Here is a 14,448-nt window from a genome sequence, read left to right as displayed (position 1 = left end):
ANNNANGNNNGGCAGTCGTTCGTAGAGCACGTGGTTCGGGTTGAACACTTCGCCGTGACGGACCAGATGGATGGTGGTTGCGGGCATCGTCGATGAGGCTCCTTTGCTGGGATCGTCGGACGGATTCGTCGGGATGGACTCGTCGGCCGGATTCGCTGAACGAACCGAGGGGACAGTCGCCAACGACGAACATTGTTATCGCTGTCATCCAGTCTACCCGCGCACGATCGGCTTTCCCGCTGTCGGAACGGCATACGCAGATCGGCGGGAACGGACGAGGAGCAACGAGCATGTTCGCGTCTGTTCAGCGACCACCCGGCGGCTCCCGGCGACCACCGCCAGCGACTGTTCCCGAGGTCACAGAAAATTCATATGAATACTGGGCGAATGCTGCGTGTCGAGGTCGGGAAAAGGTATAGGCTAGCTCAAGTTTGCATGCAGTAACCGAATGGTCGGTATGCAAACACAATCGAAAAATCAACGAACACAGTCAAACACACGTACCTGTACCCTGTCACGGGCGGAACGGCGGCGCGGCCAAAGCGGACCGCGGCCGGCAACGCCACGAGCACCACCAAAGGAGGAGAGGCAAGGCATGTCAACATTCATCCAAGCGATCAAAGACGTCAACCATCGTGTATTCGGCGGTTATGCGGAGCTTCTCCGCATGCCGCACTCCGCACGTTACGCCATCGGCTCGGTCATCGCCTGCATGCCGTTCCCCATGGTCGGCATGACCATCACCATCTCCGTGCAGACCTACTACGGCAGCTACGGACTCGCCGGCGCGCTCACCGCCGTGCAGGCCATCGCGCTCGCCATCCTCACGCCGCTGCTCGGCAAGCTCACCGACAAGTTCGGCCAAAGGCAGGTCTCCATCCCCACGATCATTCTGTGGATGATCTCGGCCATCGCGCTCGTCACGTGCATCACGCACCGCGTGCCCGAATGGATCCTGTACTGCATCACGCCGTTCCTCGCATGCATCCCGCCGTGGGGCGCCATGAGCCGCGCCCGCTGGACGCACCAGCTCAAGGGAGACAGCGAGAAGATCAACCGCGCGCTGTCGCTGTCCGGCGTGTTCGACGAATGCATGTGGGTGATCGGCAACCCGCTCGCCTCGATCCTCGCCGTGATCTCCGGCGTGCTCGCGTTCTCGTTCACCGGCGTGTGCGTGCTCGTGGGCGCGCTCATGTTCCTCACCGAGCTGACCACCGAACCGCCGTCGCAGACGCAGCTGGCGCGCGCGGCCGGACTCACGCGCAAGGAGTACCGCGAGCGTGAGGCGGCCCGCGCGGCGGCCATTCAGGGCGGCGACGCGGACAATGCCAAGGATTCGATCTGGGGGCCGGGCCTGATCGCCGTGTGCGTCACCTGGTTCGGACTCGGCGCGTTCCAGAGCGCCACCGCCATCTCGATCATCGCGTTCGCCAAGGAGCAGGACATGGCCCAGTTCACGGGCTTCGTGTTCGCGTGCTTCTCGTTCAGCTCGCTGTGCGGCGCGGTGGTGTACGGCGCGAAGAACTGGACGATATCGCTGTGGAAGCGCTTCTACTTCTGCCTTGCGGTAGTGAACATCGGCATCAGCTGCTTCGTACTCGCCAACCATCTGTGGGTCATCATGATCATCTACCTGCTGTGCGGCGTGTGCCAGGCGCCCACGTGGATCAACGGAAACCAGATCATGCTGCATCTGGTGCCGCCGTCGCGCTTCACCGAAGGCGTGGCATGGATGGGAGCGATGAACTCGATCGGCGCTTCGGTTGGATCCGCGATCGCCGGCCAGTTCATCGACCGCTACGGTTCGCACGGCGGATTCATGACGGTGACCGTGCTCGCGCTCGCCTCGCTGGTGATCGCGTTCGTGGGCTTCAAGCAGATCAAGTCCAGCACAGAGACGCCGATTCTCGCCGAAGTGCACGTGTGACGGGCGGGTTGCCGTCCCGTGGTCGGCGAGCTCTCTCTGGGTAGGTGAGGGCTTGCTCCGTCGATCGCGCGACGGCCACATGATCGTCTCAGGGCCGCAGCGGAGCTCGTGTTCGACGATCCGGGGATGCGTCGACTCCCATAGCAATTGAGGGTTCGTCAGCGATTGCCGATGAACCCTCAACCCAACTCGATTCCTACCGAATCGGAACTACTTCCAGCCGAACGGCGCGTGCTCGATCGACCACATGCCCAGGCGGTGCGAGAAGCTCTTCTCGCGCTTGGCCTCCAGCTCCTCCTCCGTGAGCTTGTTCTCGTCGGAACGCAGACGGTTCATGGCGTTGGTGTGCGTGTCGTCGAGCAGCCACTTACGGATGACGAAGTTCCAGACCATCACCACGGCCGTGGCCACCAGCTTGCCGATGTTCGTCCAGATCACGTACTGCGTGTGCATCGTGTACATCGAATCGTGCGGCATCCACGACGTGCTGATCCACACGATCACCTCGTTGATGATCCAACCGATGAACGAGGAGGTGAAGAAGATGGCGATTTCCATCCAACGGGCCATGTCCGCACGATGCTTGAACACGAACTTCATGCTCGCCAGATAGTTGAAGATCAGCGATACGAAGAAAGAGATCGACGTGGCCAGAATGTTGTGCATGTGCATCATCAGGAGCAGGTTCATCAGGCCGTAATCGATGACAAAGGCGATAACACCCACGATGCCGAATTTCATAAGCTGTTCAATCAGTTTTCTCACCCGCCCCATTTAACTCAGGCACCCTGACCTGCGGGCTCAGAGCTTGGAATTCCTTCCCGATCTTTACGATTTGAGAGATCCGCGTGAGCTCCCGCGCGCTGGTCGATGGAATCGTTGTGAATGTTCGCTTTTGTGGGATTTTTGGGAGAGATTTGTTAGGGGCTTAGAGGACAGCGGTTCACAAATCGAAGATAGCTCGGATTTTTGGGAGAATACCGCCATCTTTCCCCGGTATCTTCGATTTGTGAACCGGCCAACCAAGGACCGATACATCCCTCGAACACAATCACACATTTAAGAATCAATTCCGAACGATTTTCCACCTTGTATGGGCACATCGCCTCCACAACACCCGAAAACCGCACAATTCGGTTCACACGGAACACCTGCGGGGCGGGTTACGCTGGAATCGGGACAGTAACCGATCAATCAAAGGAGCGATCATGCCCGTCATTCACACCCATGCCAGCACCAATATCAGCAAGGAGCAGCGCGAGGCCCTGAAGACCGCGTACGGCAAGGCCATCACCGCGGTTCCCGGCAAGTCCGAGGGCTGGCTCATGTGCCCGTTCGAAGACAACATGCCGATCTACTTCGGCGGCGACGACGGCAAGCCCGCCGCCTACGTGGAGGTGAACGTGTTCGGCAGCGACGTACCGCGCGCCAGCTGGGAGGAGCTCACCCGCCAGATCGACGCTGCGCTGGAGGACGTGCTCAGCATCCCGTCCAACCGCGTCTACATCCGTTACACGGCAACGACGGACTGGGGTTGGTCTGGCCACAACTTCTAGTCTTTCTCTTTTGGCTCCCCCTCAGTCCGCCATGCGGCGGACAGCTCCCCTCGGTGACGAGGGGAGCCACAGCACCAAATCATGGCTCCCCTCGCTGAGGGAAGCTGTCAGCGAAGCCGACTGAGGGGAGCCGGAGAAAGAAACCTTGTCACGCCGGGTTTCCCGCCAACACAACAACCCAACACAACGAAAAGGGCCCCGCAGACGCGCAAATGCAATGCGCGATTCTGCGGGGCCCTTGGGCTTAAGCTCGGGTTGGTCGATTATCGACTGACGTCATTCCCACGGAGCCCGGAATCAAACCGGGCCGAGCCGCGGAGAACGAAATCAGGCGGCGACCACCTTGATGGTGAAGTTGGCGGAGATCTCCGGGTGGAGCTGGACCGTGGCGGCGAACTCGCCGGTGGTCTTGATGTTCTCCACGGTGATGTCCTTGGCCTCAACGGCGGTGCCCTTGGCGGACAGCTCCTGAGCAACGTGCTTGGTGGAGATGGCGCCGAACAGCTTGCCGGACTCGGAGACCTTGGCGGCGATCTCGACGACGGTGCCCTCGATGGCGTTCTTGGCGGCCACGGCGTCCTCGCGGGTGGCGAGAGCGGCGGCACGGCGAGCGCGCTGCATCTGCTCGATCTGAGCGGCGGCACCCTTGCTCCACGCGAAGGCGAGGCCCTGCGGGATCAGGTAGTTGCGGGCGTAGCCCGGCTTCACCTCGACGACGTCGCCGGAGTGGCCCAGGTTGCTAACGGTGGTGGTGAGAATAACCTTGGTATCCTTAGCCATTGCTAAATCCTCCTATCAGCGGCCGGAAGTGGCGTACGGCAGCAGAGCCATCTCGCGGGCGTTCTTGATGGCCTTGGCGAGCTCGCGCTGCTCCTGGACGGTGACGCCGGTGATACGACGGGAACGGATCTTGCCGCGATCGGAGATGAACTTGCGCAGCAGAGCCACGTCCTTGTAATCGATCTCGGTAACCTTGGCAGCCTTCAGCGGGTTCGGCTTCTTCTTGAACGGCTTCACCGGCGGCTGCGGCCTCTTGCGTGACATATGCACTCCTTACAAATTACGACTGATGTCTTTGACTTTGTGTCTGTTGTTCGTCATGCCGTCCGGCTGTGGCCTGTGCCTGCCGTTGACGGTTGACGATGGTAAGCGTTAGAACTCCGGCTCGTCGTCTCCGCCACCGAAATCATTGGTGGCTCCGAACGAACCGTAGGAACCCGAGGCGTCGGCACCGCTCGACCACGGATCGGCCGCGGGGGCGGCCGGTGCGGACTGGTGCTGCGGAGCGGCCTGAGCGGGTGCGCCGCCCTGGTAACCGCCCGAATATCCACCGGAGTATCCGCCCTGGTAGCCTCCCTGCGCGGGAGCCGCGTTGTTGCGCGGGGCACCGGCGAATCCGCCACCCTGGCCTGCGCCCTGGTAGCCGCCGTTGCCACCGTTGCTGTTGCGGGTCACCTGTGCGGTGTTGCGCGACAGTGCGGGTCCGATCTCATCCACGCGAAGCTCCACCACCGTGCGGGTGCTGCCGTCGTTGGCGGTGTAGGAACGCTGGGTCAGGCGGCCCTGCGCGATCACGCGCATGCCCTTGGCCAGCGACGCCTGGATGTTGGAAGCGATCGGGTTGTAGTTCGAATCCCATGCCGAGCAGCGGAGGAACAGCGCTTCGCCGTCCTCCCACTGACCCGACTGCCTGTTGTAGGTGCGGGGGGTGGAGGCGATGGTGAAGTTCGCCACCGTGGCACCACTCGGAATGGTACGCAGTTCAGGATCGGCCGTGAGGTTGCCCACGACCGTGATGACGGTATCTCCTGCCATGATTCAGCCTTCCTGGTTCGCCGCACCCTCGCCGTGGCTTGGGTTCGGCCGGGAATCGTACTTCGTTGACGTTCTATGCTCTAGAGGTTCTAGACGTGTAAGACGTGGGAAGTGATTCGGGCTATGCCCGAAGGATCACTTGGCGTCCTTACGAAGAATCTTCGTACGGATGATGGACTCGTTGAGGTTCAGCAGACGGTCGAGCTCGGCGCTGGTGGCCGGTTCGGCGGTGTACTCGACGACGGCGTAGTTGCCCTCGGTCTTGCCGGCGATCTCGTAGGCCAGCTTGCGACGGCCCCAGTAATCGGTGCTGTCGACGGTGCCCTTTTCATCGGTGACAACCGTGAGGAACTGCTCGGTGAGCTTCTTCAGTGCTCGTTCATCCAGCTCGGGATCGGCAATGAGCATCAGTTCATACTTGTGCGCAGACATCACCCACCTCCTTCGGACTAAAGGCCATGGACGGTCCATGGCAGGAGTGTGTAAGCGCGTGCCCAAAATGGGCAACTCTCATAAGCTACACTCCCCCACGGACTACGACGACGGCGAGTTGCGTTCGCGCCACGCCGATCTTCCACGCTGATTTCCCTCTACCGCTTTTGCCGTTTCCTCCGCTTCCGTTTCTTCCACCTCCTCTACGGAGCCTTCGCAGACCGAACGACCCGCACGCCACCCTCCCCACCCCAATCTTCACTAAACTCCCAGCCGTTTTCCAGCTGCGTCGGTTTATCTGTATACAGATCATTATTTCAACAGATCAAACGATAGTGTCGTTCTAAGGTGACGATGATGGCCCTAAACCGACACACGAACCACAACTGCACGGACTACAACGGAAACTGCACGACGTACACGTACGGATTATGTAGATCACAGAGATCGTACAGATCGCTGAGATCACAAGGATCACACGCGGAGCCGTCGTGGCACGAATGAAGGGGGACATTATGGTATTCGGTTTTCTCAAGGATGCATTGTCGAACGGCGCCGGCGATCTGCTCGGTCAGGTGGCCGAGAACACAGGACTTTCCGACGTGGTGGGTTCGGTGCTGGGTGACGGCGCTACCGCGGCGCAGGATGCGGTGGGCGGTTTCGCTGACGCGGCGAACGGCGCAGTCGGTAACCTCGGCGCTTACGGACAGGATGCGTTGGACGGGTTGACCGGCGCGGCCGGAGATCTCGGCACGGTGGCGCAGGACGCGACGGCCGGATTTGCCGACGCCGCAAGCGGACTGACGGACGCCGGTTCGGGTCTGGCCGATGCCGGACAGGCCGCGCTTGGCGATCTGGCCGGTTCCGGTTTCGGCGATGCCGCGCAGGGCGCGTGGGAGAGCGTGACCAGCGGCAACTTCAGCGGTGCACTTGACGGACTGACCGCCGCCGGCGCCGATCTGGGCGGCACGCTGCAGGGTGCGGCCGACGGTCTGGCCGGCGCGGCCGGGGATGCGCTCGGCAACGCGAATCTGCAGGACGCCGCCGGATCGCTCGGCGACGCCGCAGGCTCCCTAGGTAACGCCGCGAGCGGCCTGTTCGGCCGCCTCTTCGGCTGATCTAGTCAGGCTCGTAGTGGCCCGAGGCAGCCACCCTCTTTATCCACAGGCTTCCCTCTCTGAGGGGAGCCAAGTGATTGACACTCACACCGTGACGGTGAGGCGGCTGGCGGAGTCCTCGCTGATGCGGGTCACGCTGATCCGCTCGGCGATCTGATCCTTCAGCTGTCCCACGTGCGAGATCACGCCGATGTCGCGATGCCGACTCATCGCACGCAGCACGTCGAGCACGTCGTCGAGGTACTCCTCCGACAGTGAGCCGAACCCCTCGTCGATGAACAGCGTATCCATGGAGATGCCGCCGTTCTCCGCCTGAATGATGTCGGCGAGCGCCAAAGCGAGCGCCAGCGACACGAAGAACGTCTCGCCACCGGACAGCGTGGTGGCCTCGCACGCGAGATCGCTGCGACGGTCGAACACTTCGATCGGCAGACCGGTTTTGGCGGTGCGTCCTTCGTGCGCTCCGAGCCGCAGTTCGTAGACGCCGCCCTTGATGTCGCGCAGGATCTCGTTGGCACAGTCGAGTACGTCGCGAAATCGTTCGGTGACGGCGTAGGTGACGAGCGAGAGTCCTTCGTTGGCGGTGCCAGTAGCGAGTGATCCCGCGCGGCCTCCGGCAAGTAGCGCCATGTCGCGTACGGGCACGAATCGCGCCGACGAAGACACCCACAAGTCGAGTGCCGACCGCAGCGTCTTCGCGACCCGCTCGCGTTCCGCATCAAGATTCTCGTCCTGTTCCTCCGCGCGGATGGCCGCGTCACGGTCGGCTTCCGCTCGACGCACAACCGTTTCAAGATCCCGTACGATCGCGTTCAGCCGGTCGGGGTTAGGCGCCGATTTGAGTGACGCGTTGGTCGACTGATACGACTGCCGCGTGGAGGTCGTCGCCGATTGGGCGGCATCGCCGGCCACGGCCGTGTCACCACCAGACACGTCATTACCAGACACGTCACCGTCAGACGATCCTCTACCGTCAGCGGATATACTGCCGATGCCCGTCTCGTCGTCATCCGCCGTGTACTGTGCCAACACCGACCGTACGATGTCCGACGTCAGCTGGGTACGCAATGCGTCCAGCGTGCGCTGGACCTCAGCCTGGGTCGCGTGATCGTCACGGTCGAAACGCTCGATCTCGGACTGCAATCGCGCGGCAGCGGCAGCGTCGAGGCACGCCGTCAGCGCCGTCTCGATATCGCCGAAACCGCTCTGCGCCAACGCCTCGTCGCATGCCGTCGACGCCGCGGACAGCTGTCGATCGATCTCCTGCAATACGGCGGCGAGTTCGCCGACCCGCTGCTCCAACGCATTGCGCCGCGTGATCTTCTGATCGATTCGGGAGACCTCGCGCGCCGCGCGCTCGCAAACGGCGATGGCATCGTTCGCCGCGCGCTCGTCGGCGACCGCACGGGCCGCGACTGTGTCGATATGCTCGGCGAGTGTGGCCAGCTCGTCGGCGATGCCGGACTCATCGGACGCATCCGCGCTGACGGCCGCGCCGGACTCGGAGACCGCCGCTGCGGATTTCGCACTCGTTTCCGCCGCGCATGATTTCACGGCGGCGCGAACCAGTTCCAGCGCTCCGGCCGTCTCGGCCCTCGCCACGTCCGCGCGATGCTCGCATTCGGCGGCCCGCTCACCGGCGTCATGGAGCTTTTGCAGCTGCGCCTCCAACCGTGCCCGTTCCTTGCCGAGCTCGCGCATGCCGTCCAACTCCTTACGAACCTGCGCGACTGCGCCTTCGGCGTCCTCGACGTTCAAGCCCTGGGATTGTTCGGTTTCCGCATCGATGCGCGTCTGGCATACCGCAACCGCGCTCTCGGCTTCGACCACCTGCTGTGCGGCGCGTCTGGCAGCCTGATCAAGCTGGTTCAGTCGAGCCTCGTCGGGAACGACATCCATGTTCGCGCGGGCCGCCGCAACGGTCTCAGTCTCGGCCGCATCATCATGATCGTTTCGCCCGTCCTGCGTCACGGCCGGATGCGGATGGTCCACGCTGCCGCACACCGGGCACGGCTGTCCCTCGGCGAGCTCCGATGCCAGTCGTGCGGCACCCGCCGCGAAGAACGCCCGCCGCGCCTGCGTGTAGGCGTCGTCGGCTTCTCGCTGCTTCTGAGCCGTCTGTTCGACGGCGGTCTGCAGATCCGCCAGCCGGGACTGCTCTTCCTGTCGCTTGCGCGCGTGATCGAGTACGGTCCGGGCGGCCTGCAACCGATCCTGCAGACCGGATTGCGCGGCTTCGCGACGGATCACGTCTTCCAACTGTCGGCGCAGATCCGCTTCGGTAGCCTCATGTTCCAGTTCCCGTAGCGCCGCGCGCGCAGACTCAGCCGACCCCGCACACGACTGCATCTGTCGCCGGGAGTGATCGGCCTTCCTCCACGCGGTGCGTGCAGCGGCGGCACGTGTGCCGAGTTCCTTGGCGGCGCGTAGATCCGCTTCTGCGGCGGATAGACCGGTCGCCACGGCATTCTCCTTCTCGCGGGCCGCCGTCAGATCGTTCATGGACTCGCACGCATCGAGTTCCATCCGTGCCTTGCTCAGCTCGATATCGCTCTTCGCACGACGTCCCTGCACAGCGGCCAGTTCACGCTGCGCGCGCGCCACGGGCTCTGCCGACGCGGAGTCTCGCAGTCGATCGCGCATACCGTCGATGCTCTGTCGACGCCGTTCCAGCGTTTCCCGGCGATCGGCCACATTCCGATACTCTTTGTTCGCATCCGACAGCCGTCGCATGGCGTCGAGTTTCCGCTGCTCGTCATCGAGTCGAGTCGTGGCCGCTGTCAGCGCGGCATGACTGTGTTCGAGCAGTTCGGTCGATGCCGTTGCGACGTCGTTCAAATGACGGTCGAGCGTGGCGGCGATGTCGGACGGGCTCATGGCCGGTTCGGCCAGATCGCCGTCGTCGGTCAGACACCAGTTCGCCCTGATCGCATCAAGCGGATCGACGGAATCGCGCTCGGCGTTGGCCCTGGCACCGGAGATATCGTCGGTCTTGTCAAAATCGAATGACGCCGATTCAAGATCAAGCCCTTCGGATTCGAAGTCGAACTCGTCCAGATCAATGCGCGCAACGTCTTTCTCGGCATCAACGTCGTGCGCACGTCGTTCGATCGCCTCGGCGTTGCCGCGCGCGTCACGGATCGCGGCCACCACGTCACGGCGCTGTGCGGCAACCTGATCGGACTGGGCCTTGCGCATCTCGTCAAGCGTTTTCTGAATCGACTCGTACACGTCCGCTTCGAACAGGCTTTTGATCAGCTGCGTGCGCTCCTCCGGCTTGCACCGCAGGAAGCCGGAGAACTGGCCCTGCGCGAGCATCACGGTCTTGGAGAACTGGTCACGCGTCAGATGCAATAGCCGCAGGATCTCCGCGCCGGTGTCGCGCGCCTGACTAGCCAGCTGCGTGGCATGATCCGCATCGTCGGCGTAATCGAAGTATCGTGTGGCCGTGCCGTCAAGCTCGTCGGACGCGCTCGGCAGCAACGCCGCAAGCCCGTCGTCCACCTGCCACAGCAGACCCTTGGCGTTCACCGACACCGTGCCGTTGCCGCGCAGTTTGCGCCGTTCGAAGGCCGGCTCTCGGCGCACACGGTAGAACGCGTCGTTGAGTTCAAAGATCAGATCCACGTACGACGGCGTCTGCTCGGTGCCGAGGAATCGCGAGCGCAGACGGTCCTTGCTGGCCGCGTCCACCGACACGTCGCCGTACAGCGCGAAGCTGATGCAGTCGAGGATCGTTGATTTTCCGGCGCCGGTCTCGCCTTCGATCAGGAACATGTGCGACCGGTTGAGCGCCGCGAAGTCGATGGAGTATTCCTGTTCGTACGGTCCGATGCCTTTAAACCGCATGCCGATCAGCTTCATGCGCGGACTCCCTTCTCGCTCTTGGCGTCGGCGTTTCCCCGACTTTTCGCACTGTCTTTTGCATCGTCATTGACGGCGTGCACACGTTCCACGGCGTCGCGCAGTACGGCGAGTTCGTCGTCGTTCGGATCACGGCCGAGCGTGTAGCGGACGAATCCTTCAAGCACGTCGAGTTCGTTGCGTGTTTCGTGCAGATTCGCCATGGTTCGATCGTGACCGTCTCCGATACCGCCGCGATCGGTTCGCCGCGTGATTTCGAAGTTCTTCTCCAGCGCGTGCTCGTACGCGACGTCGAGCTTCTGATACATACCGTGCGGGTAGGCGTCGGCGACCACGGTGAGCGACACCCAGTCGTGGCGGTGTTCCGCGGCGAGGTCGCCGAGCAGGTCGTCGGGAGATCCCTTGAGCTGGACGAGCGCGGGCTGGCCGGATTCCACGGGGAGCGTGCGAACGGCAACGTGCGCGTTGGCATCGTTGGGGTTATTGGGATTGTCGGAGTCAGCTGTGATGCCGGGATCGATGGAATCCGATGCGGTCGGATCGGCGGAGACGCCGGTGACGGAGTACCGTGACGCGGCTGACTCGGCGGGCAGATCGACAATCGCTACGCTCTTGCCGTTGCCGATCGCCGGAGGCACGCATGCCTCCGAGAACGAGTAGGCGAGCAGCGATCCCGCGTATCGGGCGATGGGTGGCGCCGGACTGATTGCGGCCGTGGCGGTCGAGACGGGCTTAACGTCAGTCAGACTGTCGGTCGCAGCATCGGCAGGAGTGTCGGTCGAGACGACGGCGAAAGCGGCGATTGTCCCATCGGTGGGGGCACCGGCCTGGACTGCGGGGATGCGGACCTGCTGGGCGCGGTGCAGGTGGCCGAGCGCCAGATAATCCAGCCCGCTGTCGGAGAACACCGCGGCGGGAACGCTGTCCACGCCGCCGACGGTGATGGCGCGTTCGGAGTCGCTGGGGGACGCGCCGGAGACGAACGCGTGGGCCATGAGCACCGCTCGGAAGGTCACGCCGTCGGCTATTGCCTCCGCACGGCGACGCTGCAGGTCGGCGCGGATCAGGCGCATCGCGGCGGTCATCACGCCCTCATGCGAGCGCGGGATGCGGGCGCAGGCGTTGGGGTCGGGGTCGGGATGCTCGTCGGTATCGGTCTGGTCGGCGGGCGCCGCATCAGGGTCGGAACGCCGGGATTCGGTCTCGTTGGGGGCGTTATCCCCAGAGTTGCGTTTGTTGTGCACAATGCCGTCGGGCGCGGCGGAGGTTTCCGGGGTATCCCCAGAGTTTCGGAGGCTGTCCTCCGCGAGCAACTTCTCCAACGCAGGCCTTGCCGCGTCCGGATCCAGGTACGGCAGCGCATACACGGCCAGACGCTCCTCCCCCGTGTCGCTCCCGCGCGTGACGATCACCGGTTCCGCAAGCCGCGCGGTGTCGCAGCGCAGGTGCAGATTCGGGCGCATCATCCTCGAGCCGAACCCGAGTTTGCGCGCGGAGTCATGGTTGCCGGGCGTCACGATCACATCCACCGCGGGCCGCCCCTCGTCATCCGTGAGCGCGGTCAGCCGGGTCAGCACGTCGTCAAGCAGGTCCACCGAGGCGGCGGAGGGCATCGGGGAATCATACACGTCGCCGGACACGCATACCACGTCCACGTGTTCGCGCCGCACGGTGTCGACCAGCCAGTCGAGCGCCCGCCGCTGATATTCGCTCAGGTCAAGGCCCTTGAACCGCCGCCCGATATGCCAATCCGAAGTATGGAGAATCCTCATGAGCCCAGATTAGTTCGTTCATGGACTCCGGCGTCCATCATCGATTCCAAAATCGCAGAACCGCAAAGTACCGAAAAATGAGCCGCGAAATTGCAACGCTCTCATTACGCTACTTTGCAGTTCTGCGATTTTTTCGGCGAGAACCTACTCGATCACGAGCGCCAGACCCACCAGCGCGATCAGGAACACCACGTTCATGCCCGTGTACACGGCCAGGTAACGGCCGCGATGCTCCGGATACTTCGCCACCACGCCCTTGTAGGAGATCAGCGACGCCATGGACGCGATCAGCGTGCCCATGCCGCCCAGATTCGTGCCGATGATCAGCTCGCGCCACGCGTCGGAGAAGCCGGACAGCAGCAGCGTGGTCGGCACGTTGCTGATCACCTGGCTGAACGCCACGCCCAGCTCGAGCGGATGCCCGCCCACCAGCGACTCGGCGAGCGAGGAGAACGCCGGCACGCGACGCATGTTGCCGATGAAGATGAAGAACATGCAGAACGTGAGCGGCAGACACCAGTCGACCTTGGCGAACGCGCGACGGTCGCAGAACAGGAACGTGACGAACACGATCGCCACCATGAGCCACAGCGGCAGCACGCCGCCCACGCCCAGCAGGCAGATCAGGAACAGCAGCGAATACACCACGGTGCGCCAACCGCCGTAACCTGCGCCGTAGCCGGTGATGCGGATCTCGTCGGGCTGCGGCTGCGTGGGGTTCGGCGCGAGCACTCCCTGCTCGATGCCCTGCGCGCCGAGATTCTCGAACTGCGAGACCTCGCGGTCTCCGAATACGAACCAGATGATCGCTACGAGCAGCACGGCGGCCAAACCGGAATACGGTGCCATGATGGCCAAGAACTCCGGGGTGCCGATGCCGGAGACGGCCTTGAGGTACAGGTTGTGCGCGTTGCCGATTGGCGTGAGCATGGCGCCCAGATTCGCGCCGAGCGTCATGAGCGTGGCCACCAGGCAGATCTGCGACTCCATGTCGGCCATGATGAGCACGGCCACGGCGAACGGGATGAACGTGACGAGCGCCACGTCGTTGGTCACGAGCATGCCGGAGAAGAACGGCAGGGCCACGAGCGTGAGGATCAGTCCGCGGGCGGTGCGCACGCGTCCAAGCAGCTTCGCGCCGATGATGCGGAAGACGCCGATGCGCTGGAATCCGCAGACCACGAGCATCAGGCACGCGAGCTGTGAGATGGTGTTCATGTGGATGTAGCCGGCGTATTCGGCGTCCGGCGGCACGATGAAGCAGGAGATCAGCGCGAGGATCGCGGCTACGACAAGTACGGTTTCACGTTTAAGCACCTCGATGATCCAGCGCTTCAATGGCTATTCCTCCGTGAATCAGGGTTAAGTAAAGAAACGTGGGTCTTAAATCCGGGGCGAGGTGTTCTCCTGTCTTGCGTGTCGGGGTGTGATTAACGGTTTGGTTGTTAATCCGGCCGGGTGCTTGACTTTTCGGGTTGGCTTGTTCCATGAGCAGGAACAAGTCCTCGAAGGCGAGAAGATGCCCGGTGTGCAATGAGCCGATGCGCAAGAAGGGATTCACGAGGGCCGGGGCGCAGCGTTGGAGGTGCGATGCGTGCCGGCTGAGCTCGACCATGAGACGGGAGGACCGGGCGCGCATGGCGGAGTTCCGTGCGTTCCTCTCATGGGTGACCGGCAAGCAGTCCATGGGCGAGGCCGCGGCCCGGCTCGGGATCACCCGGCAGGCGTTCGCCACCCGCATCGCGTGGTGCTGGAGGGTGGAGCCGACCCTTCCGTCCGTTTCGCGCTCCCACCGGTATGTGATGGCGGACGGCACGTACGTGCCCTATGGCTGGTGCCTGCTGGTCCTGACCGGCGACGACGGCCGGCCGGTGAGGTGGCAGTGGTGCTCCACGGAGACGAAGCCGGCCTACCTGCAGCTGTTCCACGGGGTGAAGGGGCCGGGATTGCTGGTGTGCGACGGC

11 protein-coding genes and 3 pseudogenes are annotated in these 14,448 nt (G+C 63.3%); 5 read left to right on the top strand and 9 right to left on the bottom strand.

The genetic code is table 11. From position 1 onward, the window contains the following. Window positions 1–12: 12 nt before the first annotated feature. Window positions 13–87, bottom strand: a pseudogene (locus Tam10B_RS13060) (histidine phosphatase family protein); the annotation flags it as partial. Window positions 88–595: 508 nt separating this feature from the next. Between Tam10B_RS13060 and Tam10B_RS10775 the strand changes: the two are divergent. Next, entirely contained in the window at window positions 596–1,927 is a 1,332-nt protein-coding gene (locus tag Tam10B_RS10775) for an MFS transporter (RefSeq protein ID WP_093961243.1), read from the top strand. A gap of 210 nt (window positions 1,928–2,137) precedes the next feature. Here the strand turns inward: Tam10B_RS10775 and Tam10B_RS10770 are convergent, their stop codons facing one another. Continuing rightward, window positions 2,138–2,668, bottom strand: coding sequence for a GtrA family protein (locus tag Tam10B_RS10770; RefSeq protein WP_093961242.1), 531 nt, complete (start codon window positions 2,666–2,668; stop codon window positions 2,138–2,140). A 467-nt stretch (window positions 2,669–3,135) separates the two neighbouring features. Here Tam10B_RS10770 and Tam10B_RS10765 point away from each other — a divergent pair, with 467 nt between their 5' ends. Continuing rightward, entirely contained in the window at window positions 3,136–3,483 is a 348-nt protein-coding gene (locus Tam10B_RS10765; RefSeq protein ID WP_093961241.1) for a tautomerase family protein, read from the top strand. A 327-nt stretch (window positions 3,484–3,810) separates the two neighbouring features. On the opposite strand, the gene rplI is transcribed toward Tam10B_RS10765, so the two are convergent. The 4 genes from rplI to rpsF form a co-directional block, all read right to left on the bottom strand. Continuing rightward, a complete protein-coding gene (rplI, locus tag Tam10B_RS10760) occupies window positions 3,811–4,263 on the bottom strand; it encodes a 50S ribosomal protein L9 (protein ID WP_093961240.1) in 453 nt (150 codons plus the stop codon). A 15-nt stretch (window positions 4,264–4,278) separates the two neighbouring features. Continuing rightward, window positions 4,279–4,527 (bottom strand): 30S ribosomal protein S18, encoded by a 249-nt coding sequence (rpsR, locus tag Tam10B_RS10755; protein ID WP_093961239.1) that lies wholly within the window; start codon window positions 4,525–4,527, stop codon window positions 4,279–4,281. 108 nt (window positions 4,528–4,635) lie between these two features. Next, a complete protein-coding gene (locus Tam10B_RS10750; protein ID WP_093961238.1) occupies window positions 4,636–5,298 on the bottom strand; it encodes a single-stranded DNA-binding protein in 663 nt (220 codons plus the stop codon). Window positions 5,299–5,433: 135 nt separating this feature from the next. Continuing rightward, window positions 5,434–5,730 carry a 30S ribosomal protein S6 gene (rpsF, locus tag Tam10B_RS10745; protein WP_093961237.1) on the bottom strand — a complete coding sequence of 99 codons (297 nt, stop codon included), beginning with the start codon at window positions 5,728–5,730 and terminating at the stop codon, window positions 5,434–5,436. A 515-nt stretch (window positions 5,731–6,245) separates the two neighbouring features. On the opposite strand from rpsF, the gene Tam10B_RS10740 reads away from it, so the two are divergent. Further along, window positions 6,246–6,848: a hypothetical protein gene (locus Tam10B_RS10740; protein WP_093961236.1), complete on the top strand. Its 603-nt coding sequence runs from the start codon at window positions 6,246–6,248 to the stop codon at window positions 6,846–6,848. Window positions 6,849–6,932: 84 nt separating this feature from the next. Here the strand turns inward: Tam10B_RS10740 and Tam10B_RS10735 are convergent, their stop codons facing one another. The 3 genes from Tam10B_RS10735 to Tam10B_RS10725 form a co-directional block, all read right to left on the bottom strand. Next, a complete protein-coding gene (locus Tam10B_RS10735; protein ID WP_093961235.1) occupies window positions 6,933–10,712 on the bottom strand; it encodes an AAA family ATPase in 3,780 nt (1,259 codons plus the stop codon). After that, complete coding sequence (locus Tam10B_RS10730) at window positions 10,709–12,484, bottom strand: exonuclease SbcCD subunit D (RefSeq protein ID WP_093961234.1); 1,776 nt, start codon at window positions 12,482–12,484, stop codon at window positions 10,709–10,711. Before Tam10B_RS10730 ends, Tam10B_RS10735 begins: the two co-directional genes overlap by 4 nt. Before the next feature lie 144 nt (window positions 12,485–12,628). Then, complete coding sequence (locus Tam10B_RS10725; RefSeq protein ID WP_093961233.1) at window positions 12,629–13,822, bottom strand: SLC13 family permease; 1,194 nt, start codon at window positions 13,820–13,822, stop codon at window positions 12,629–12,631. A gap of 149 nt (window positions 13,823–13,971) precedes the next feature. Here Tam10B_RS10725 and Tam10B_RS13880 point away from each other — a divergent pair. Both Tam10B_RS13880 and Tam10B_RS10715 read left to right on the top strand, forming a co-directional pair. After that, window positions 13,972–14,085: pseudogene (locus tag Tam10B_RS13880) on the top strand (transposase-like zinc-binding domain-containing protein); the annotation flags it as partial. 36 nt (window positions 14,086–14,121) lie between these two features. Then, window positions 14,122–14,448, top strand: a pseudogene (locus Tam10B_RS10715) (hypothetical protein); the annotation flags it as partial.

The organism is Bifidobacterium vansinderenii (genome assembly GCF_002234915.1).
GTDB lineage: Bacteria > Actinomycetota > Actinomycetes > Actinomycetales > Bifidobacteriaceae > Galliscardovia > Galliscardovia vansinderenii.
The sequence above is the reverse complement of the archived record's forward strand: the minus strand, read 5'-3'. Positions and strand labels throughout refer to the sequence as shown.

Bases quoted from the DNA above. Each gene is read 5' to 3' on its own strand.
- Tam10B_RS10775 (WP_093961243.1), top strand. From the start codon at position 596: ATGTCAACATTCATCCAAGCGATCAAAGACGTCAACCATCGTGTATTC.
- Tam10B_RS10770 (WP_093961242.1), bottom strand. From the start codon at position 2,668: ATGAAATTCGGCATCGTGGGTGTTATCGCCTTTGTCATCGATTACGGC.
- Tam10B_RS10765 (WP_093961241.1), top strand. From the start codon at position 3,136: ATGCCCGTCATTCACACCCATGCCAGCACCAATATCAGCAAGGAGCAG.
- rplI (WP_093961240.1), bottom strand. From the start codon at position 4,263: ATGGCTAAGGATACCAAGGTTATTCTCACCACCACCGTTAGCAACCTG.
- rpsR (WP_093961239.1), bottom strand. From the start codon at position 4,527: ATGTCACGCAAGAGGCCGCAGCCGCCGGTGAAGCCGTTCAAGAAGAAG.
- Tam10B_RS10750 (WP_093961238.1), bottom strand. From the start codon at position 5,298: ATGGCAGGAGATACCGTCATCACGGTCGTGGGCAACCTCACGGCCGAT.
- rpsF (WP_093961237.1), bottom strand. From the start codon at position 5,730: ATGTCTGCGCACAAGTATGAACTGATGCTCATTGCCGATCCCGAGCTG.
- Tam10B_RS10740 (WP_093961236.1), top strand. From the start codon at position 6,246: ATGGTATTCGGTTTTCTCAAGGATGCATTGTCGAACGGCGCCGGCGAT.
- Tam10B_RS10735 (WP_093961235.1), bottom strand. From the start codon at position 10,712: ATGAAGCTGATCGGCATGCGGTTTAAAGGCATCGGACCGTACGAACAG.
- Tam10B_RS10730 (WP_093961234.1), bottom strand. From the start codon at position 12,484: ATGAGGATTCTCCATACTTCGGATTGGCATATCGGGCGGCGGTTCAAG.